This window comes from Streptomyces malaysiensis subsp. samsunensis (assembly GCF_024519315.1).
GTDB lineage: Bacteria > Actinomycetota > Actinomycetes > Streptomycetales > Streptomycetaceae > Streptomyces > Streptomyces malaysiensis.
In genome coordinates this window covers 60854-79978 of sequence record NZ_JANIIC010000056.1, presented here as the reverse complement: position 1 = coordinate 79978, position 19125 = coordinate 60854, and the positions used below count along the sequence as shown (strand labels likewise).

General features: G+C 70.0%; 19 protein-coding genes. 8 read left to right on the top strand and 11 right to left on the bottom strand.

Annotated elements, in window-relative coordinates; all coding sequences use genetic code 11:
• Positions 1-284: 284 nt before the first annotated feature.
• The 5 genes from NQU54_RS36585 to NQU54_RS36565 form a co-directional block, all read right to left on the bottom strand.
• Complete coding sequence (locus tag NQU54_RS36585; protein WP_257634762.1) at positions 285-857, bottom strand: TetR/AcrR family transcriptional regulator; 573 nt, start codon at positions 855-857, stop codon at positions 285-287.
• A complete protein-coding gene (locus NQU54_RS36580) occupies positions 854-1219 on the bottom strand; it encodes a DUF1304 domain-containing protein (RefSeq protein WP_079153725.1) in 366 nt (121 codons plus the stop codon). Before NQU54_RS36580 ends, NQU54_RS36585 begins: the two co-directional genes overlap by 4 nt.
• Positions 1220-1376: 157 nt before the next feature.
• On the bottom strand, positions 1377-3011 hold the full coding sequence (mctP, locus tag NQU54_RS36575) for a monocarboxylate uptake permease MctP (RefSeq protein WP_167503291.1): 1635 nt from the start codon (positions 3009-3011) through the stop codon (positions 1377-1379).
• Complete coding sequence (locus tag NQU54_RS36570) at positions 3008-3268, bottom strand: DUF3311 domain-containing protein (RefSeq protein WP_069873123.1); 261 nt, start codon at positions 3266-3268, stop codon at positions 3008-3010. Before NQU54_RS36570 ends, mctP begins: the two co-directional genes overlap by 4 nt.
• A 200-nt stretch (positions 3269-3468) precedes the next feature.
• The gene (locus NQU54_RS36565) at positions 3469-4263 is read right to left on the bottom strand and encodes a GntR family transcriptional regulator (protein ID WP_257634767.1); all 795 of its coding nucleotides are present in this window, start codon (positions 4261-4263) and stop codon (positions 3469-3471) included.
• 259 nt (positions 4264-4522) lie between these two features.
• On the opposite strand from NQU54_RS36565, the gene NQU54_RS36560 reads away from it, so the two are divergent.
• The 6 genes from NQU54_RS36560 (at position 4523) to NQU54_RS36535 (ending at position 12188) form a co-directional block, all read left to right on the top strand.
• Positions 4523-5794 (top strand): extracellular solute-binding protein, encoded by a 1272-nt coding sequence (locus tag NQU54_RS36560; RefSeq protein ID WP_257634761.1) that lies wholly within the window; start codon positions 4523-4525, stop codon positions 5792-5794.
• Positions 5795-5799: 5 nt separating this feature from the next.
• On the top strand, positions 5800-6801 hold the full coding sequence (locus tag NQU54_RS36555) for a carbohydrate ABC transporter permease (protein WP_257634760.1): 1002 nt from the start codon (positions 5800-5802) through the stop codon (positions 6799-6801).
• Positions 6798-7628, top strand: a complete 831-nt coding sequence (locus NQU54_RS36550; protein ID WP_079258955.1) for a carbohydrate ABC transporter permease — start codon at positions 6798-6800, stop codon at positions 7626-7628. The genes NQU54_RS36555 and NQU54_RS36550 overlap by 4 nt, the downstream gene beginning before the upstream one ends.
• A 9-nt stretch (positions 7629-7637) precedes the next feature.
• A complete protein-coding gene (locus NQU54_RS36545) occupies positions 7638-9197 on the top strand; it encodes a glycoside hydrolase family 3 protein (RefSeq protein ID WP_257634759.1) in 1560 nt (519 codons plus the stop codon).
• Positions 9198-9248: 51 nt separating this feature from the next.
• Positions 9249-10319, top strand: a complete 1071-nt coding sequence (locus tag NQU54_RS36540; RefSeq protein WP_069873136.1) for an SIS domain-containing protein — start codon at positions 9249-9251, stop codon at positions 10317-10319.
• 399 nt (positions 10320-10718) lie between these two features.
• The gene (locus NQU54_RS36535) at positions 10719-12188 is read left to right on the top strand and encodes a sensor histidine kinase (RefSeq protein WP_257634758.1); all 1470 of its coding nucleotides are present in this window, start codon (positions 10719-10721) and stop codon (positions 12186-12188) included.
• A 139-nt stretch (positions 12189-12327) separates the two neighbouring features.
• Here NQU54_RS36535 and NQU54_RS36530 read toward each other — a convergent pair whose 3' ends face one another.
• Both NQU54_RS36530 and NQU54_RS36525 read right to left on the bottom strand, forming a co-directional pair.
• The gene (locus NQU54_RS36530) at positions 12328-12585 is read right to left on the bottom strand and encodes a WhiB family transcriptional regulator (RefSeq protein ID WP_014054815.1); all 258 of its coding nucleotides are present in this window, start codon (positions 12583-12585) and stop codon (positions 12328-12330) included.
• Between the two features lie 317 nt (positions 12586-12902).
• Positions 12903-13871 (bottom strand): diacylglycerol/lipid kinase family protein, encoded by a 969-nt coding sequence (locus NQU54_RS36525; RefSeq protein ID WP_167503297.1) that lies wholly within the window; start codon positions 13869-13871, stop codon positions 12903-12905.
• Positions 13872-13951: 80 nt separating this feature from the next.
• Here NQU54_RS36525 and NQU54_RS36520 point away from each other — a divergent pair, with 80 nt between their 5' ends.
• On the top strand, positions 13952-14524 hold the full coding sequence (locus tag NQU54_RS36520) for a hypothetical protein (RefSeq protein WP_257634757.1): 573 nt from the start codon (positions 13952-13954) through the stop codon (positions 14522-14524).
• A 367-nt stretch (positions 14525-14891) separates the two neighbouring features.
• On the opposite strand, the gene NQU54_RS36515 is transcribed toward NQU54_RS36520, so the two are convergent.
• The 4 genes from NQU54_RS36515 to NQU54_RS36500 form a co-directional block, all read right to left on the bottom strand.
• Entirely contained in the window at positions 14892-15797 is a 906-nt protein-coding gene (locus tag NQU54_RS36515; protein ID WP_370685154.1) for an RNA polymerase sigma factor SigF, read from the bottom strand.
• Positions 15798-15814: 17 nt separating this feature from the next.
• A complete protein-coding gene (locus tag NQU54_RS36510; RefSeq protein ID WP_069873144.1) occupies positions 15815-16228 on the bottom strand; it encodes an ATP-binding protein in 414 nt (137 codons plus the stop codon).
• Positions 16229-16469: 241 nt separating this feature from the next.
• Positions 16470-17015, bottom strand: coding sequence for a GNAT family N-acetyltransferase (locus NQU54_RS36505; RefSeq protein WP_257634756.1), 546 nt, complete (start codon positions 17013-17015; stop codon positions 16470-16472).
• 94 nt (positions 17016-17109) lie between these two features.
• Positions 17110-17370, bottom strand: a complete 261-nt coding sequence (locus tag NQU54_RS36500; RefSeq protein WP_069873148.1) for a UBP-type zinc finger domain-containing protein — start codon at positions 17368-17370, stop codon at positions 17110-17112.
• Positions 17371-17447: 77 nt separating this feature from the next.
• Here NQU54_RS36500 and NQU54_RS36495 point away from each other — a divergent pair, with 77 nt between their 5' ends.
• Positions 17448-19058 carry a Na+/H+ antiporter gene (locus NQU54_RS36495; protein ID WP_257634755.1) on the top strand — a complete coding sequence of 537 codons (1611 nt, stop codon included), beginning with the start codon at positions 17448-17450 and terminating at the stop codon, positions 19056-19058.
• The last annotated feature ends 67 nt before the right edge of the window (positions 19059-19125 follow it).

The following is a 19125-nucleotide window of genomic DNA, read 5'->3' as shown; positions in this document are numbered from 1 at the left end:
GCCCCTTCCCGAAACTGGGGCTCTGTCCCAGACCCCGGTCCGGCGTTCTGCCCCAGGCCCCAGGCCCAGGCCCCAGGCCCCTGGCTCCGGGCTCCGGGTCCCGGGCGCCAGGCCCCAGGCCCCAGGCCCCGGGGTCCAGGGGCGGAGCCCCAGCCACGCGGTGGAGCCGCGTATCGATGCTTTCTCCTCCCCGCTACCAGGGGCTCTGCCCCAGACCCCTGGGCCCGGGGTCACCCGGGGTCTGGGGCAGAGCCCCAAGAGGGGAACAGCCCGCGGCGGCACCGTCACGGGAACGTCCTGTGGATGGAGATCAGCAATCGCCAGACCTGCCGCGAGAGCGCGTCGGGCGCCGCGTCGATCAGTCCGTGGAGCCAGTCGGCGAACAGGCCCGTGAACGTGGCCGCCACGGCCGAGTCCGCGGCTTCGGAGTGGCGCAATCCGGCGCGTTCCCGCTCCAGCCGGGAGCGCGCCCGGAGTTCGCGGTGCAGCAGCTCTCCGAGGGGCCCGCTGCCGCCCGCCTGGAGCAGGCCCCGGTACAGGTCGGCGTGGGGCGTCACCGAGGTGAAGAACTCCGCGAGCGCGGCCGGGGGCGCTTCGGGGTCGGGGATGCCGTCGAAGGCGTGCACCGCTTCCACGGCGTCCCGGACCACCTCCGCGCACGCGTCGACGGCCAGCGCCTGGAGGTCCTCGTAGTGCAGATAGAACGTGGCGCGGCCGACCTCGGCACGGCGGACCACCGCCGAGACGCTCACCTTTTCCAGTGGCTGGGAGGCGCATTCGGCGAGCAGGGCGGCACGCAGCCGCCCACGGGTCCGTACGGTGCGCGGGTCCTGGCCCGCCGTCAGATCGTCAGTCACCCGGCGATGATGACAGCCGCCAGAGCGAGCGCGCCCGGAGTGAGCTGTGAGAACAGGATCTTTCGGTTCGATGTGCTGGCCGCCCCGTAGGCACCGGCGACCACGACACAGACGAGGAAGAAGACCTGCGCCTGGAAGCCCACCGGGTCGGCCGCGATCAGGCCCCATATGAGACCGGCCGCCAGAAAGCCGTTGTACAGGCCCTGGTTGGCGGCGAGCGGCGCGGTGATGCGGGCCGTCTCCTCATCCATGCCGAAGGCCGCCCGGCCGCGTGGCCGCTGCCAGAAGACCATCTCCAGCACCATGATGTACGCGTGCAGCACCGCGACCGCACCGACCAGAACTTCCGCCAGAATGCGCACGCCGAGCCATCCTTTTCGCACGTCAAGGCCGGCGTGCTGATGCCGCCAACTCCTGGACAACTGTACAGGAGTTGGTGATGCGAACGGGCCGCCGGCTCCCTGCGAGGGAAGCCGACGGCCCGTTTCACCATCGATCCGCGCGGCCCGCCGCCAGGCGTCAGTGGCCGCCCGGGGCGCCCGCCGTGGCGGGCGGGAGGTCGGCCTGGACGCCCGGGTCGCCCGCGTCCGCGGTGTAGTCGGCGGGGGAGGTCTCGTCCACGCCGTCGGGGGCCTTGACCGCCCGCAGCACCAGCGTCAGGACGACCGTGACCACGATGTTGAGGACGAAGGCGGTGAGACCGATGTAGCCGATCTCGCCGATGCCCGGGATCTCCTTCGAGCTGCCACCGAAGTGCTTCTGGGTGGGGCTGGCCACGCCGTATGCCGCGACCGTGCCGTAGATCATGCCGACCGCCCAGCCGCCGATCAGCGCCCAGCGGTGGAACCACCGGGTGAACAGGCCGCCGACCATGGCCGGGAAGGTCTGGAGGATCCAGATGCCGCCCAGCAGCTGGAAGTTGATCGCGACGGTCTTGTCCATGCCCAGCACGAAGATCAGCGCGCCGACCTTCACCAGCAGCGACACCAGCTTGGAGACCTTGGTCTCCTGCTCCGGTGTGGCGTCCGGGCGCAGGAAGTCCTTGTAGATGTTGCGGGTGAAGAGGTTCGCCGCGGCGATCGACATGATGGCCGCCGGGACGAGCGCGCCGATGCCGATCGCGGCGAAGGCGACGCCCGCGAACCAGTCGGGGAACATGTCCTCGAAGAGCTGCGGAATGGCGAGCTGACCGTTGTCGACCTTCACCCCGGCCGCGATGGCCATGAAGCCGAGCAGCGCCAGTAGCCCCAGCATCAGCGAGTACAGCGGCAGGATCGTGGTGTTGCGGCGGATCACCTCACGGCTGCGGCTGGAGAGCGTCGCGGTGATCGAGTGCGGATACATGAAGAGCGCGAGCGCCGAGCCGAGTGCGAGGGTCGCGTAGGCCCATTGGTTCTTCTCGCCGCTCGCCAGCTCGCCCTTGGGTTTGCCGGTCGCCGGATTCACCTGTGACAGGGCGTGGCCCGCCTTGGCGAAGATGTCGTCGAAGCCACCCAGTTTGATCGGGATGTAGATGATCGCCACCGCGATGACGATGTAGATCAGGGTGTCCTTGACGAAGGCGATCAGCGCGGGCGCGCGCAGCCCCGAGGAGTAGGTGTACGCCGCGAGCACCGCGAAGGCGATCAGCAGCGGCAGGTCCTTGATGAACCAGTTGGTGTCCTCCCCGCCGCCGACGCCCATCACGTCCAGCACCGCCTGGATGCCCACCAGCTGGAGGGCGATGTACGGCATGGTGGCGAGGATGCCGGTGATCGCGACGGCCAGCGAGAGCCCCTTGGAGCCGAAGCGGCCGCGGACGAAGTCCGAGGTGGTGACGTACCCGTGCTTATGGGACACCGACCAGAGCCTGGGCAGGAAGGTGAAGATCAGCGGGTAGACCAGGATGGTGTACGGGACCGCGAAGAAACCGGCCGCGCCCGTCGCGTAGATCGCGGCCGGGACGGCGACGAAGGTGTACGCGGTGTAGAGGTCGCCGCCGAGCAGGAACCAGGTGATCCAGGTGCCGAAGCTGCGGCCGCCCAGCCCCCATTCGTCGAGGTTGTTGGCGTTCTCCGCGGCGCGCCAGCGCGCGGCCAGGAACCCCATGACCGTGACGGCCAGGAAGAAGAAGATGAAGACGCCGAGCGCGACGCCGTTCACACCGTCCTTCATGCGGAGTCACCCCCCTTGCGCGCCCGCTCCTCACGGCGGACCAGGATGTAGGCGACCGAGGTCAGCGCGGCCGAGACCGGCACCCAGAGCATCTGGTACCAGTAGAAGAACGGGATCCCGATGAGGGTCGGCTCGACCTTGGCGTACGAGCCGATCCAGAGCATCCCGACAAAGGGTGCGATCAGGCACAGAGCGGCCACGACGCGCGCGGGCGTCACAACCGGTCTCCTGCCGGGTGAAGCGGACGTGTCTGACATGTGGCGGCTCCAGTCCCCTCGGCTCATCACCTGCGTCACTGATCAGTTGGGTCACAGCTGATCATTTGGGTAATGCGCAGGAAATCTAAGCCCGGGGCCGGGCGGCAGTCACTACCCGTCCGTATATCGGTATGAGAAAGATAGCCGGTCAGTGGTACCGCGGTCGGCGGTAGCCGAGCCCGGCGGAGCCGCCGCGCGGCTCAGTCGTTCGGCCGCTGGAGCCGGGCCACGAACTTGTAGCGGTCCCCGCGGTAGACCGACCGCACCCACTCCACCGGCTCTCCGGCCGCGTCCCGTGAATGGCGCGAGAGCATCAGCATCGGCAGCCCCACATCGGTGCCCAGCAGCCCCGCCTCGCGCGGGGTGGCCAGCGAGGTCTCGATGGTCTCCTCGGCCTCGGCGAGCCGCACGTCGTACACCTCGGCCAGCGCCGTGTAGAGGGAGGTGTACTTGACCAGGCTGCGGCGCAGCGCGGGGAAGCGCTTGGCGGACAGATGGGTGGTCTCGATCGCCATCGGCTCACCGCTGGCCAGCCGCAGCCGCTCGATGCGCAGCACCCGGCCGCCGGCGGCGATGTCCAGCAGCCCGGAGAGCCGGTCGTCGGCGGTGACATAGCCGATGTCCAGCAGCTGGGAGGTGGGCTCCAGGCCCTGGGCCTTCATGTCCTCGGTGTACGAGGTGAGTTGCAGCGCCTGGGAGACCTTGGGCTTGGCCACGAAGGTGCCCTTGCCCTGGATCCGCTCCAGACGACCCTCGACCACCAGCTCCTGGAGCGCCTGGCGCACGGTGGTGCGCGAGGTGTCGAACTCCGCGGCCAGGGTGCGCTCCGGCGGGACCGGGGTGCCGGGTGGCAGCGTCTCGGTCATCTCCAGCAGATGGCGCTTGAGGCGGTAGTACTTCGGGATGCGCGCGGTGCGCGCCCCACCGGAGCCGTTGCCGTCGCTCTCGGCCGTCGTGGTGGCCGCCGCTGCCGCCGTTGCCCCCTCGGTCTCCATTGCGCCCTCTCCGACTCCTGGTCCGCTGCCGTCACCGGCGTCCGCCGCCGTCACCGGCCTCCTGATGAATCCAGCGCCTCACATCGTGGCACGGTCCCGGCTCCGGGCGGCCGGTCGGTCCGGATGTCGGGAAGTGTCGGTCCGGTAACGGAGCCTCCGATGACTCTTATACACCCTTGACACCCCAAAAGGTCTAGGCCAAGCTCTGGGACTGGTCTGGACCATTAAACCCCTGATCCGGCCTTGTGAGGAGAGTGCTGTGAAGCGTGGGCTCATAGCGGCGACGGGTGTCGCGGCAATGCTGGTATCCGTCGCGGCCTGTGGGTCCGACGGCGATGACGACAAGGCCGGAGCGGACGGTTTCAAGGGGGAGACGCTCACCGTGTGGGCGATGGACGGATCCACGCCGGACGGCTGGACGAAGGATGTCAAGGCCGCTTTCGAGAAGAAGACGGGCGCCAAGCTGAAGCTGGAGATCCAGCAGTGGAACGGCATTCAGCAGAAGGTGACCACGGCACTCTCGGAGTCCGACCCGCCGGATGTGCTGGAGATCGGCAACACCCAGACCCCCGCCTACGCGCAGACCGGCGGCCTGGCCGAACTCGATGACCTGAAGAAGTCGATCGGCGCCGACTGGTCGAAGTCGATGAACGACTCCGCGGTCTACGACGGCAAGCAGTACGCGGCGCCGTGGTACGTGGTCAACCGGGTCGTCCTCTACAACAAGAAGATCTGGGCCGAGGCCGGGATCAAGGACACCCCCAAGACCCGTACCGAGTTCTTCAAGGACCTCGACACCATCCAGAAGAAGACCGACGCCGAACCGATCTACCTCCCGGGCCAGAACTGGTACTTCTTCGACGGACTGACCATCGGCACCGGTGCCGACCTCGTCAAGAAGAACGGCGACAAGTGGGTCTCCAACCTCGCCGACCCCAAGGTCGGCAAGGCCATGGACATCTACAAGCAGTACCAGTCCTTCAGCAAGGCCCCCAAGGACAAGGACGAGGCCACCCCGCAGCAGGCCGAGGTCTTCGCCAAGGGCAAGACCGGCGCGTTCATCGGCATGGGCTGGGAGGCCGCTCTCTCGATCAAGGCCAACCCGAAGATCGAGAAGGACATCGGCTACTTCACCATCCCGGGTGAGACCGAGGGCAAGCCGGAGGGTGTCTTCCTCGGCGGCTCCAACCTCGCGATCGCCGCGGGCAGCGAGAAGCAGGAACTGGCCAAGGAGTTCCTGAAGATCGCGCTGAACGACACCTACGAGGGACAGCTCGCCAAGGAGGGCGGCGTCATCCCCAACAAGGAGTCGCTCCAGACGCAGCTCAAGGGCAACCCCGCCGCACAGGCGGCCGCCCCGGCCGCCGCGACCGGTGGCACCACCCCGCTGATCCCCGAATGGGCCGCGGTGGAGAACGCCCCGAACCCCGTCAAGACCTATATGACCGCCGTGCTCACCGGTAAGTCGCCCGCCGAGGCGGCCAAGTCGGTCGAGGACGAGCTGAACAAGCGCCTCAGCCAGGAGCGTTGAGCACGATGGCCGTAGCGACCGAACGCCAGGACCCCGGCCCGGCGGCGGCCGGGGTCCGCCGGGGCGGGGCGCCGCCGGGCCCCCGCCGCCGGGGTCCGGGCGCCCACGGGCGCGCACGGCTGATCGGCGCCGCCCCGTACCTCCTGCTGCTGCCCGCGCTGGCGGTGACCGCCGTACTGCTGGGCTGGCCGCTGATCAAGAACGGCCTGCTGTCGTTCCAGAACCTCAATATGCGGCAGCTGATCCAGCACCTCACCGAGTGGAACGGGGTCGACAACTACCGCGAGACGCTGACCAGCGAGGACTTCTGGCGGGTCACCCTGCGGTCGGTGATCTTCACCGCGGCCAACGTGGTGCTGATCATGGTGCTGGGCACTCTCGTCGGACTGCTGCTGGCCCGCCTCGGCAGCAAGATGCGGCTGCTGCTCTCGGTGGGTCTCGTGCTGTCCTGGGCCATGCCGCCCATCGCCGCCACCACCGTCTTCCAGTGGCTCTTCGCCACCCGCTTCGGCGTGGTCAACTGGGTCCTGGACGCGCTCGGCTGGCACTCCATGGCGCACTACAACTGGACCGGCGGCCAGTTCTCCACCTTCTTCGTCATCACCTTGCTGATCGTCTGGCAGTCGATCCCCTTCGTGGCGATCAACCTCTACGCCGCGACCACCACCATCCCCGGTGAGCTCTACGAGGCCGCCGCGCTCGACGGCGCCGGCACCTGGAAGAGCTTCGCCTCGGTGACCTTCCCCTTCCTCAAGCCGTTCCTGCTGGCCACGACGTTCCTCGAAGTCATCTGGGTCTTCAAGGCGTTCACCCAGGTCTTCGCGATCAACGAAGGCGGCCCAGAGAGGCTCACCGAAACCCTTCCCGTCTACGCCTTCGTCGAGGGCGTGGGCAATCAGCACTACGGCATGGGCGCCGCGATCTCGCTGCTCACCATCGTGGTCCTGCTGGCGCTGACCTCCTACTACCTCCGGATCGTGCTCAGGCAAGAGGAGGACGAGCTGTGAAGCGCTCGCCGCTCGCCCGGCTGTGGCCCAACGCGACCGCCGTCGTGCTCTTCATCGGCTTCGCGTTCCCCGTCTACTGGATGTTCACCACGGCCCTCAAGCCGAACTCGGACATCATCTCCGAGGACCCGGTGTGGTTCCCGACCGGAGCCACCCTCGAACACTTCCAGAAGGCCGTGAACGCGGAGAACTTCTGGACCCTGGTGGGCAACTCCCTCACCGTCACCCTCTCGGCGGTCGTCCTCTCCCTGCTGATCGCGCTGCTCGCCTCGTTCGCCCTCGCCCGGATGCGGTTCAAGGGGCGGCGCGGCTTTCTGCTGACCTTCATGATCGCGCAGATGGCGCCCTGGGAAGTCCTGGTCATCGCCATCTACATGCTGGTGCGCGACGGCGACATGCTGAACAGCCTGCTTCCGCTGACCCTTTTCTACATGGTGATGGTGCTGCCCTTCACCATCCTCACGCTCCGCTCCTACGTGGCCGCGATACCCAAGGAGCTGGAGGAGTCGGCGATGGTGGACGGCTGCACCCGTCCGCAGGCGTTCATCCGGGTGATCTTCCCGCTGCTGGCGCCCGGCCTGATGGCCACCTCGCTCTTCGGCTTCATCACGGCCTGGAACGAATTCCCCCTCGTCCTCATCCTGAACAAGGACCCGGAAGCCCAGACGCTTCCGCTGTGGCTCTCCAGGTTCCAGACCGCCTTCGGCGACGACTGGGGCGCCACCATGGCGGCCGCTTCGCTGTTCGCCATCCCGATCCTGCTTCTGTTCCTGTTTCTGCAACGCAAGGCGGTCGGTGGGCTCACTTCCGGCGCTGTGAAGGGATGATCCCGGTTTATGACGACCCTCGCACACGATTCCGCCACCCTCACCCGCGACGCTCTGACCGTTCTCCAGCCCGGCTTCACCGGAACCACCGCCCCCGACTGGGTGCTGCGCCGGCTCGGTGAGGGGCTCGCCTCCGTCGGCCTGTTCGGCCGGAACATCGCCACGCCCGAGCAGCTGGGCGCCCTCACCGCCCAGCTGCGCGCCGAACGTGACGACGTCCTGGTGGCCATCGACGAGGAGGGCGGCGACGTCACCCGGCTCGAGGTGCGCACCGGCTCCTCCTTCCCCGGCAACCTCGCGCTCGGCGCCGTCGACGACCCGGAGCTGACCCGCGCCGTCGCCCGTGAGATGGGCCGCCGCCTCGCCGAATGCGGCGTCAACCTCAACTGGGCGCCCTCCGCCGACGTCAACTCCAACCCCGACAACCCGGTCATCGGCGTGCGCTCCTTCGGCGCCGAGCCGGGCCTCGTCGCCCGCCACACCGCCGCGTACATCGAGGGCCTCCAGAGCGCCGGAGTCGCCGCCTGCACCAAGCACTTCCCCGGCCACGGCGACACCGCCGTCGACTCCCACCACGCCCTGCCCCGTATCGACGCCGGTCTTGACACCCTGACCGACCGTGAACTGGTGCCCTTCCGCGCCGCCGTCGCCGCCGGGACCAAGGCCGTGATGAGCGCGCACATCCTGCTGCCCGTGCTCGACTCCGACCTGCCCGCCACCCTCAGCCCCGCCGCGCTGCACGGGCTGCTGCGCCGGCCCGTGGCCGACGGCGGACTCGGCTTCGAGGGGCTGATCGTCACCGACGGCATGGAGATGCGGGCCATCGCCGACGCCTACGGCATCGAGAACGGCAGCGTCCTGGCCATCGCCGCGGGCGCCGACGCGATCTGCGTGGGCGGCGGACTCGCCGACGAGGACACCGTGCTGCGACTGCGCGACGCGCTGGTCACCGCCGTCAGCGAGGGGCGCCTGTCGGAGGCGCGGCTCGCCGAGGCGGCGGCGCGGGTGCGCGCCCTGGGGGAGTGGACCCGGCACTCCGCGGGACCGCGCGCGGCGCACGGCATCGAGCCCGCCGCGGGGGTGGGGCTCGCCGCCGCGCGGCGGGCGCTCAGGATCACCCCGGCCGGGGCCTCGTACGAACCCGTGACCGGACCCGCCTATGTGGCCACCTTCACCCCGGACGCCAACATCGCCGTCGGGGCGGAGACCTCCTGGGGCGTCGGCGGCGAACTGACCCTGCTGCGCCCCGGCACCGGGACCGCCACCTATGGGCGACAGGACGTCGAGGACCGGGGCGTCCCCGCCCTGATCGAAAATATGCTCGACACCGCGGCGGACCGTAGGATCGTCGCAGTGGTCCGCGATGTCCATCGCCACCCCTGGATGGCCGACGCGCTGGACGCCCTGCTCACCGCCCGGCCCAAGACGGTCGTCGTGGAGATGGGGGTGCCCCAGGCGCCGCCCGCCGGGGCGCTGCACATCGCGACCCACGGCGCCGCCCGGGTGTGTGGACTGGCGGCCGCCGAGGTGATCGCCGGCGTCGGCGCCGGTGACCGACCCGGGGACTGACCCCTCAGCTCCCCAGCTCAGCCGGCACAGAGCCACCTGGAGGCACCCAGCATGTCCGCCACGACGACGGCCCAGCGCAGCGACCAGCCGGGCCGGATCATGTCCGGCGAGATGGCCGAGCAGCCCGCCGTGCTGCGCCGCATCCTCGACCAGGGCGCCCCGAGGATCCGTGAGGTCGCGGAGCGGATCGCCGCCCGCAACCCGCGCTTCGTCCTCCTCACCGCCCGGGGCACCTCGGACAACGCGGCGCTGTACGCCAAGTACCTGCTCGAAGTGCTGCTCGGCAAGGCGTGCGGGCTGACCTCCATGTCCACCACCACCGCGTACGGCGCCCAGCCGGATCTCACCGATGTGCTGGTGATCACCGTCAGCCAGTCCGGCGGCTCCCCGGACCTGGTCGCCTCCACCGAGGCCGCCCGCGCGGCCGGGGCGATCACCCTCGCGGTGACCAACAACGCCGACTCGCCGCTCGCCGCCGTCTCCGAATTCCACATCGACGTCCTGGCCGGGCCGGAGAAGGCGCTGCCCGCCACCAAGACCTACACCGCCGAACTCCTCGCCCTCTACCTCTTCGTGGAGGGGCTGCGCGGCGGCGACGGCGCGGCCGCCAAGGCGCTGCCCGACCTCGCCCAGCAGATCCTCGACCGCCAGGACGAGGTCCGGCAGCTCGCGGGGCGCTACCGCTTCGCCGAGCGGATGGTCCTCACCTCCCGGGGCTATGGCTACCCGACCGCCAAGGAAGCCGCCCTGAAGCTGATGGAGACCAGCTACATCCCGGCGCTCTCCTACTCCGGCGCCGATCTGCTGCACGGTCCGCTCGCCATGGTCGACAACATCTCGCCGGTGATCGCCATCGTCACCGAGGGCAAGGGCGGCCAGGCGCTCCAGCCGGTCCTGGAGCGGCTGCGCGGCCGCGGCGCCGACCTCGTCGTCATCGGCAGCGCGTCGGAGGTGGAGCGGGCCTCGGCCGGGTTCGCGCTGCCGACGGACGGGGTCGCCGAGGAGGTCCAGCCGATCCTGGAGATCCTGCCGCTCCAGATGCTGGCGTACGAGGTGACGATCGCGCGCGGCCAGGACCCGGACGCGCCGAGGGCCCTGGCGAAGGTGACGGAGACGCGCTGAGACGCGGCGCGGAGACGCGCCGGGACGCGTGGCGGGGGCCCGCTGACATACGCGGCGGGCCCCGCTGAGGCATTCGGCCCCGCTGTGCGGCATACGGAAACGGCTCCCGCGGCCTTCGAGAGGCGCGGGAGCCGGGGTGTGACCCGCGGGCCGCGGCGCCAGGGCGGGACCCTCAACCCACCCGGCACCGCAGCCCGGAGTTGCATCGGCCGAGCGGCCGACCGTGAGGGCCCCGGGCGGTCAGGGCAGAGCGCTCCGGGCCCCTCTATCCGCCCTCCTGTGCGGGGAGAACGGAAGATCGCAGTGCTCGATATTCTGGACTAGACCACTGCTGTCTGTCCATGCTTATGCGCGAATAGGCTAATCCACGGGTGAGGGTAGGCTCGCAATGTGCCCTCCATGAACGACCTCGTCCGCCAGCACACCGCCCTCGACGACTCCGACCTCGAGTGGCTGCACCTGCTGGTCTCGGAGTGGCAGCTGCTCTCCGACCTCTCGTTCGCCGATCTGGTGCTGTGGGTCCCCACCAGCGACGGCACCCGGTACGTCTCCGTGGCGCAGATGCGGCCGAACACCGGGCCCACCTCCTACCAGGACGACATGGTCGGTCATCTCGTGCCCCGCGGCCGCCGCCCCATGCTCGACGCCGCCCTGGACGAGGGCCGGATCGTCCGGGAGGGCGACCCCGAGTGGCGCGAGGAGGTGCCGGTCCGGGTGGAGTCCATCCCGGTCCGGCGGGAGAGCCGGGTCCTCGGCGTGATCGCGCGGAACACCAATCTGCTGACCGTACGGACCCCCAGCCGGCTGGAGCTGACCTATCTCCAGAGCGCGTCCGACCTCGCCCAGATGATCGCCGCGGGATCGTTTCCGTTCCCCAACCAGCAGGTCGACATGGACGCCTCACCACGCGCGGGCGACGGGCTGATCCGGCTCGACGCGGACGGGGTGGTGCAGTACGCGAGCCCCAACGCGCTCTCCGCCTACCACCGCCTGGGCCTGGCCGCCGATCTCGTCGGCCACCACCTGGGCAGGACCACCGCCGAACTGGCCCCGGTGCGCGGCCCGGTGGACGAGGCGCTGGTCAAACTGGCCAGCGGCTGGGCGCCCCGGGAGTTCGAGGTCGAGGGCGGCGACGGGGTCATCCAGCTGCGGGCCATTCCGCTCAAGCCCAAGGGGCTGCACATCGGCTCGCTCGTCCTGCTGCGGGACGTCACCGAACTGCGCCGCCGTGAGCGCGAATTGATCACCAAGGACGCCACCATCCGGGAGATCCACCACCGGGTGAAGAACAACCTCCAGACGGTGGCCGCCCTGTTGCGGCTCCAGGCCCGCCGCATGGACTCGGTGCAGGGCCGGGAGGCGCTCGACGAGGCGGTGCGCAGGGTCGGCTCGATCGCCATCGTCCATGAGACCCTCTCCCAGAACCTCGATGAGCAGGTCGAGTTCGACGACATAGCCGACCGGGTGCTGGCCATGGTGGCCGAGATATCGCCCGGCAAGGTGACCGGCCGTCGCACCGGACGCTTCGGCATCCTCGACGCCGAGGTCGCCACCCCGCTGTCCATGGTCCTCACCGAGGTGCTCCAGAACGCGCTGGAGCACGGCTTCGGACCGGGGGAGCAGGGCACGGTCGAGGTTTCGGCGGTGCGCGGTGGCAGCGGTGAGGAGAGCCGGCTGGTGGTGGTCGTCCAGGACGACGGGCGCGGGCTGCCGGAGGGGTTCGACCCCCAGCGGGCCGGAAACCTGGGGCTCCAGATCGTCCGCACCCTGGTGGAGGGGGAGCTGGGCGGGACGTTCGGCATGGTGCCCGCCCCGGAGCGCGGCACCCGTGTGGTGCTGGACGTCCCGGTGCGTGCCGAGAAGCACTGAGCGCGTGATGAGTCCGAGAGCAACTCGTTATCGGAAAGCACTGAGCCCCGGACCCATCCGGTCCGGGGCTCAAAGCTCAATTTGCTGTGCGCATCGGGGGTTCTACGCGCTGCGGCTCGGGGGCCACGGGGTGCGGGCTTCAGGCGCTGGCGTTGCGTGCCCGGTTGCGAGCGGCACGGCGCTTCATGGCGCGGCGCTCGTCTTCGCTCATTCCACCCCAGACGCCGGAGTCCTGGCCGGACTCAAGCGCCCACTGCAGGCACTGCTCCATTACGGGGCAGCGGCGGCAGACGGCCTTGGCTTCCTCGATCTGCAGCAGCGCGGGACCGGTGTTGCCGATGGGGAAGAACAGCTCGGGGTCTTCCTCGCGACAAACGGCGTTGTGACGCCAGTCCATGGCTGCTCCATCTCCTCGTATTGCGGGCTCGTTGCTTGTGAATGTGAACGCTTTCACGAATCCCCCCGCAAGGGTAGGGCCGCCGAACCAGTTGGGGCTGGTGCGGCCCGTGGAATGAGGAGGGGGTTCGGGCTCTCAAGGGGGCCTTCTGGAGGCCGTCCCGATCGCCAAGAAGAGACTCGCAAACCTCGGCGGCGGATACAACCCCTTCCGGAAAGTTTTTTTTGATTCCTTGGTGTCGGCTCTGTCACAGCCGTACTTCCGGTGGGTGGAGCCCAGCCTAAACGTTCGACTGGAAGGACTTTTAGCGCTCTCACTCACACAATCACACGCAGTGCACGGCGTACGCCTGTGAACGTCACGCTCGTACGCAGTCCCAGATGGTCACCGTCCATCTGGAACGGCAGTGGCGCCTGGGATTGCAAGGTGAAGTCCGTCTGGTCGTGGAGCGCCACCACATGCTTGCCGCGGGGGCCGCGTTCGGGCGTCGACCTGAGCAGTTGGGTGGCGTAGCGGGTCATCGCCGACGCCGACAGCTTGGCGAGTCCCAGCACGTCGAGGGCGGTGTCGAAGGACGCCTGGGGCGCCGCGTAGACCGGGCGGTTGCCCAGAAAGGTCCACGGGGCGGTGTTGCAGACTATGGACAGCGCCAGTTCCTCGATCGGGTCCTCGCCCGGCCGCTCGAGGGTGATGGTGCCCTGCCGGCGGTGCGGCTCCCCGATGAACTGCCGCACCATCTGCCGTATATAGAGGGCGTGGGTGGACCGCTTGCCGCGCTCGCGCTGCTGCTCCACCCGGCCGATGACGCTCGCGTCGAAGCCGAGCCCGGCGCAGAAGGTGAACCAGCGGGCCGGGACCGCCTCGTCCCGGGTGCCCGGGGTGCCGGCCGCGAGCCCGAGGCCCACGGTGCGCTCGGTGCCGTCCCGCAGCGCGTCCAACAGGGCGCCGGTCGCCTCGACGGCGTCGTTGGGCAGCCCGAGCGCGCGGGCGAAGACATTGGTGGAGCCGCCCGGCACGACCGCGAGCCGGGGCAGTTCACGCGGCGCGGGGCCATGGTGGAGCAGTCCGTTGACGACCTCGTTGACGGTGCCGTCGCCGCCGAACGCCACCACCAGTTCATGAGTGCCGCCGTCGACCGCCCGCCGGGCCAGGTCGCGCGCATGCCCCCGGTACTCCGTGGTCGCCACATCGAGCTTCAGATCGCTGGCGAGCGCGTGGAAGAGAACATCACGGGTGCGGGCACTGGTGGTGGTTGCTGCCGGGTTGACCACGAGGAGTGCGCGCATGCGCGCCAGCCTACCCATCCGGGCCGACCGGCCGGAGGGGGGTAGGGCCCTGGCGGCCCGGGGGCGGCTAGGCTGCTGGGGTGAGCAGTAAGAAGTCCGCTACCGCGAAGAAGGCGCAGAGGGCCACGGCGCGGAAGGCGACCGAGCGGCAGGCCGCGGCACAGAAGGGCGCAGAGCCGAAGGGTACGGAGCCGAAGGGCACGGCCCGGCCGGACGCCGGGGCCGCCAAGGCGACCGCCACCGCCGATGCCGCGCCCACCGGGCCCCGCCCCGCCCGGCTGACGGCCGCCGCGGCGCTGGCCGCCGCCGAGGGCGTGGTGCTGCTGGGCTTCGGTATCTATGTACTGATCATGGGGCTGACCGGAGACCCGGAGAGCCCGCGGCAGGCGGAGATGCTCGGCGTCACCGTGCTCGCACTGGCCCTGCTGCCGCTGCTTGCGGCCCGCGGGCTGTGGCTGCGGCGCCGCTGGAGCCGCGGCCCCGCGATGATCACCCAGCTGATGGCGCTGCCGGTGGCCTGGACGCTGGTGCAGAACGGCGGCGGGCTGCTCGCCGCCGGAGTGGCCACCGCCATCGCGGCCCTCGCCGTCCTGGCGCTGCTGATCAATCCGACGGCGACCGAGGCGCTCGGCATCGGCCCCCGCGACGCCTAGCCGGTTTCCGCCTGCGGCGGGCTGTTCCCCTCCCCGCCCCTTCCCGAAACCGGGGCTCGCCCCAGACCCCGAAACCAGGGCTTCGCCCCAGACCGCGGGCCGGGGTTCCGCCCCTTCCCGCAGCATCGGTATGTGGTTCCGCCGCGTGGTGGGGCTTCGCCCCGGACCTGGGCGGGGCTGCCCTTGGTCCCGGGCTGGGGTCCGTGCCGGACCCCGGGCCGGGGTTCCACCTCTTCCCGCAGCATCGATTTGCGGTTCCGCCGCGTGGTGGGGCTCCGCCCCCGGACCCAGGGGTCCGGGGGCGGAGCCCCTGGTATCGGGAAGGGGCGGGGAGGGGAACAGCCCACCGGGCATCCCGTAGCGCTCCCTACTCCTCGACCAGCAACTTGTCGCGCAACTGCGCGAGCGTGCGGGCCAGCAGCCGGGAGACATGCATCTGGGAGATGCCCACCTCCTGCGCGATCTGCGACTGCGTCATATTGCCGAAGAACCGCAGCAGCAGGATCTTCTTCTCGCGCGGCGGCAGGTCCTCCAGCAGCGGTTTGAGCGATTCGCGGTACTCGACGCCTTCCAGCGCCTCGTCCTCCGCGCCGAGGGTGTCGGCGACCGCGGGGGACTCGTCATCCGTGTCCGGGACGTCCAGGGAGAGGGTGCTGTAGGCATTCGCGGACTCCAGACCCTCCAGCACCTCCTCCTCGGAGATGGACAGATGCTGGGCCAGCTCATGGACGGTCGGGGCGCGGCCATGGCGCTGGGAGAGCTCCGCGGTGGCCGTGGTCAGCGACAGCCGTAGCTCCTGCAACCGGCGCGGCACCCGCACAGCCCAGCCCTTGTCGCGGAAGTGGCGCTTGATCTCGCCGACGACCGTGGGCGTCGCATAGGTCGAGAACTCCACTCCGCGGTCCGGGTCGAACCGGTCCACGGACTTGATCAGCCCGATGGTGGCGACCTGGGTGAGGTCGTCCAGCGGCTCACCGCGGTTGCGGAAGCGCCGGGCCAGGTGCTCCACCAGCGGCAAATGCATACGCACGAGGTTGTTGCGCAGCTCGGCCCGCTCCGCGGAGCCCTCCGGCAGCCGTCGCAGCTCGGCGAACATCGCCCGCGCGCCGCTCCGGTCATGCGGATCGTGCTGCTGATGCACCTGCTCGTGCTGGTCCATGTGGTCCGCCCGCTCTGGTCGGTCTCCTGCCGCCTCCGAGTCCGCGGGATGCGGCCGGGCCGGCGGGTGCGGGATGGCCGGGGTACCCACTCCCCGCGATGATGCAGTGCTCACGGAGCCCCCTTGTTCCGTCACGGCTGTCCGGGGCCGGCGCCGCGCTCCTTGTACAGGCTGATGCTGACCGTTTGGTCCTCGGCCACCGTCGAATCCACCTTGCCCGCCAGTGCGGAGAGCACCGTCCAGGCGAAGGTGTCGCGCTCGGGGGCGCGGCCGTCGGTGGTGGGAGCCGAGACGGTGACCTGGAGTGCGTCGTCAATCAAGCGGAAGACGCAGCTCAGCACGGAGCCGGACACGGCTTGCTGAAGCAGGATCGCGCATGCCTCGTCAACGGCGATACGCAGATCCTCGATTTCGTCGAGGGTGAAGTCCAAGCGGGCTGCGAGGCCGGCCGTCGCCGTACGCAGCACCGACAGATAGGCACCCGCAGCGGGCAGCCGGACTTCCACGAAGTCCTGGGTCCCGGGCTCGCCTGCGATCTGGGACACCCTCACCTCCAAGGTGACACAAGCTGATTGAGCTGAGCTGATTGGAGCGTCGGCCCCGAACCCTTATGGTGGAGGGGGACCGGCGCTGTATGTACTTTGCCTGCGACGCTATCGCGATCTGCGGTTCGATGTCGCCCGGACGAAGCACGGCCCCCATCACGGGTGAACTCGGGCCCACAAAGCCGCGATATCACTCATAGTAAGCACATGAGTACGCAGCGTGGCTAGAGGGTTTGCGGTCTCAATTCGAAAGAGATGTCGCCTCACTCAGGGAATCGCTGGTCAGGGCGGTGCCCATGGCCTGAGCGGCCAGCGCTCGCAGAGGCTCTCCCGAAAGCCTCCGCACCGTCCATTCATCCATCGGCTCCGCGCCGATCGCGGCGTAGAAGCCGATCGCGGGCTCGTTCCAATCGAGCACCGACCATTCGAAGCGGGCATATCCCCGCTCCACGCAGATCCGGGCCAGCTCGGCGAGCAGTGCCTTGCCATGGCCGCCCCCGCGGGCCCGCGGGGTGATGTACAGGTCCTCCAGATACACGCCATGGGTGCCTGTCCAGGTGGAGAAGTTGCGGAACCACAGGGCGAACCCCACCGGCCGGGCGGGCTCTCCGGCGCCACCGGCCTCCTCGGCGATCAGCGCGAACACCGCGGGATGCGCCCCGAAGAGCGCCTCGTGCAGCTGCTCCTCGGTGGCCTTGGCCTCCCGCGGAGCCCGCTCGTAGGCCGCCAGCTCTCGGATCATCGCCTGGATCGCCGGGACGTCGGACGGCTTCGCGGATCGGATCATGTGGTGAAGGCTAGCGGGCCGCGCCGACAAACGCGGCGGCCGATCTCCGACATTGCGCGGAAAACGCCAAGCCGGGGCGTCCGCGGAACCGGCCCTACACGATGAGCTGATCCACGTAACACCAGCGCCAGTCCTCACCCTCCTCGAAGCTGCGCATCACCGGGTGCCCGGTCTCCTCGTAGTGGCGGGTGGTGTGCTGGTACGGCGAGGAGTCGCAGCAGCCCACATGGCCGCACACCAGGCACTTCCGCAGCTGGACGGGGTGGCTGCCGACCGCCAGGCACTCGGGGCAGGTGTCGGCCCGCGCCTCCGGCTCGGGGCGGGGCAGTGCGGGAACATGCGGACACTCGTTCATGATTGCCAGACTAAAACGCCGCGCGAGCGGAGCACATGGACGACCGTCGGGACGGCCGACGGAGACAGGGCCGGACGATGGACGTATTGCCGTTGTTGATGCTGGTCGCGGGCAGCGCGGCGGTCGCCGGCGTGGCCCGCCGCACCCCGGTGCCCGCGCCGCTGCTGCTGGTCGCGGTCGGGCTCGTCGTCTCCTACCTCCCGGGGGTCCCCGACTACACGCTGGACCCGCATATCGTGCTGCCCCTGGTGCTGCCGCCGCTGCTGCACAGCGCCGCGCTGGACAGCTCCTATCTGGACCTGCGCGCCAATATGCGGCCGATCGCGCTGCTCTCCGTCGGGTATGTGCTCTTCGCGACGGTCGCGGTCGGCGCGGTCGCCCATCTGCTGATCCCGGGGCTGCCGCTGACCGCCGCCCTCGTGCTGGGCGCGGTGGTCGCGCCGCCGGACGCCGTGGCCGCCACCGCCATCGCCCGCCGGATCGGGCTGCCCGCCCGGCTCACCACGCTCCTCCAGGGCGAGTCCCTGTTCAACGACGCGACCGCGATCACCGCCTACCGGGTGGCGCTGGCCGCCGCCGTGGGGGAGGGCGTCAGCTGGACCGAGGGGCTGCGGGAGTTCGCCTTCGCGGCCGTCGGCGGTGTCGTGGTCGGTCTGATCCTGATGGTGCCGCTGCACTGGCTGCGCACCCGGCTGCGGGACGCGCTGCTCCAGAACACCCTCTCGCTGCTCATCCCCTTCGTCGCCTACGCCGTCGCCGAGCAGTTCGGGGCGTCGGGTGTGCTGGCCGTCGTGGTGGTCGGGCTCTACCTCGGGCACCACTCCTGGCAGGTCGACTTCGCCACCCGGCTCCAGGAGGCGGCGGTCTGGCGGATGATCGACTTCGTACTGGAGTCGGCGGTGTTCGCGCTGATCGGGCTGCAACTGCGGGTCGTGGTGGGCGGCCTGGGGGAGTACAGCGCGGGCGAGTCCGCCTGGTACGCGGCCCTGGTCTTCCTGGCCGTGGTGGCCGCCCGCTACGTCTGGGTCTTTCCGTCGACCTTCGTGCCACGGATGCTCTTCCCCGGCATCCGCGAACGCGAGCCCGGCACCAACTGGACCGCGCCGGTCGTCGTCGGCTGGGCCGGGATGCGCGGGGTGGTCTCGCTGGCCATCGCCTTCTCCATCCCGGAGACCGTGCACGGCGGGGGGCCCTTCCCGGCCCGCAATCTGATCCTCTTCCTGACCTTCACGACCGTCATCGGCACCCTGGTGGTCCATGGGCTCACCCTGCCGTCGCTGATCCGGCTGCTCGGGCTGCCGGGCCGCGATCCACGGTCCGAGACGCTCGCCGAGGCACAGGCGCAGAACACGGCGTCGATGGCGGCCGAGCGGCGGCTGGCGGAACTGCTCGACGACGAGCGCAACGCCCTGCCCTCGCCGCTCGCCGACCGGCTGCGCACCGTGCTGGAGCAGCGCCGCAACGCCGTGTGGGAGCGGCTCGGGGCGGTCAACGAGGTGACCGGCGAATCGGCGGACGACACCTATCGCAGACTGGCCCGGGAGATGATCGAGGCCGAGCGGAAGGTGTTCGTGGACCTGCGGGACGCCCGGCGGATCGACGAGGAGATGCTGCGGTCGCTGCTGCGCCGGCTGGACCTGGAGGAGGCCGCGCTCTACCGGGAGGGTGCCACGGACGACGGGTCCTGAGACCGTGGCCCTCCGGTGCCGCCCGCCGTCCCTGTCCCTGTCCCTGTCCCTGTCCCTGTCCCTGTCC

Excerpts from the sequence above, each read along its gene's own strand:
- mctP (WP_167503291.1), bottom strand. The coding sequence starts at position 3,011 with ATGAAGGACGGTGTGAACGGCGTCGCGCTCGGCGTCTTCATCTTCTTC.
- NQU54_RS36570 (WP_069873123.1), bottom strand. The coding sequence starts at position 3,268 with ATGTCAGACACGTCCGCTTCACCCGGCAGGAGACCGGTTGTGACGCCC.
- NQU54_RS36565 (WP_257634767.1), bottom strand. The coding sequence starts at position 4,263 with ATGGAGACCGAGGGGGCAACGGCGGCAGCGGCGGCCACCACGACGGCC.
- NQU54_RS36555 (WP_257634760.1), top strand. The coding sequence starts at position 5,800 with ATGGCCGTAGCGACCGAACGCCAGGACCCCGGCCCGGCGGCGGCCGGG.
- NQU54_RS36545 (WP_257634759.1), top strand. The coding sequence starts at position 7,638 with ATGACGACCCTCGCACACGATTCCGCCACCCTCACCCGCGACGCTCTG.
- NQU54_RS36540 (WP_069873136.1), top strand. The coding sequence starts at position 9,249 with ATGTCCGCCACGACGACGGCCCAGCGCAGCGACCAGCCGGGCCGGATC.
- NQU54_RS36535 (WP_257634758.1), top strand. The coding sequence starts at position 10,719 with ATGAACGACCTCGTCCGCCAGCACACCGCCCTCGACGACTCCGACCTC.
- NQU54_RS36530 (WP_014054815.1), bottom strand. The coding sequence starts at position 12,585 with ATGGACTGGCGTCACAACGCCGTTTGTCGCGAGGAAGACCCCGAGCTG.
- NQU54_RS36525 (WP_167503297.1), bottom strand. The coding sequence starts at position 13,871 with ATGCGCGCACTCCTCGTGGTCAACCCGGCAGCAACCACCACCAGTGCC.
- NQU54_RS36505 (WP_257634756.1), bottom strand. The coding sequence starts at position 17,015 with ATGATCCGATCCGCGAAGCCGTCCGACGTCCCGGCGATCCAGGCGATG.
- NQU54_RS36500 (WP_069873148.1), bottom strand. The coding sequence starts at position 17,370 with ATGAACGAGTGTCCGCATGTTCCCGCACTGCCCCGCCCCGAGCCGGAG.
- NQU54_RS36495 (WP_257634755.1), top strand. The coding sequence starts at position 17,448 with ATGGACGTATTGCCGTTGTTGATGCTGGTCGCGGGCAGCGCGGCGGTC.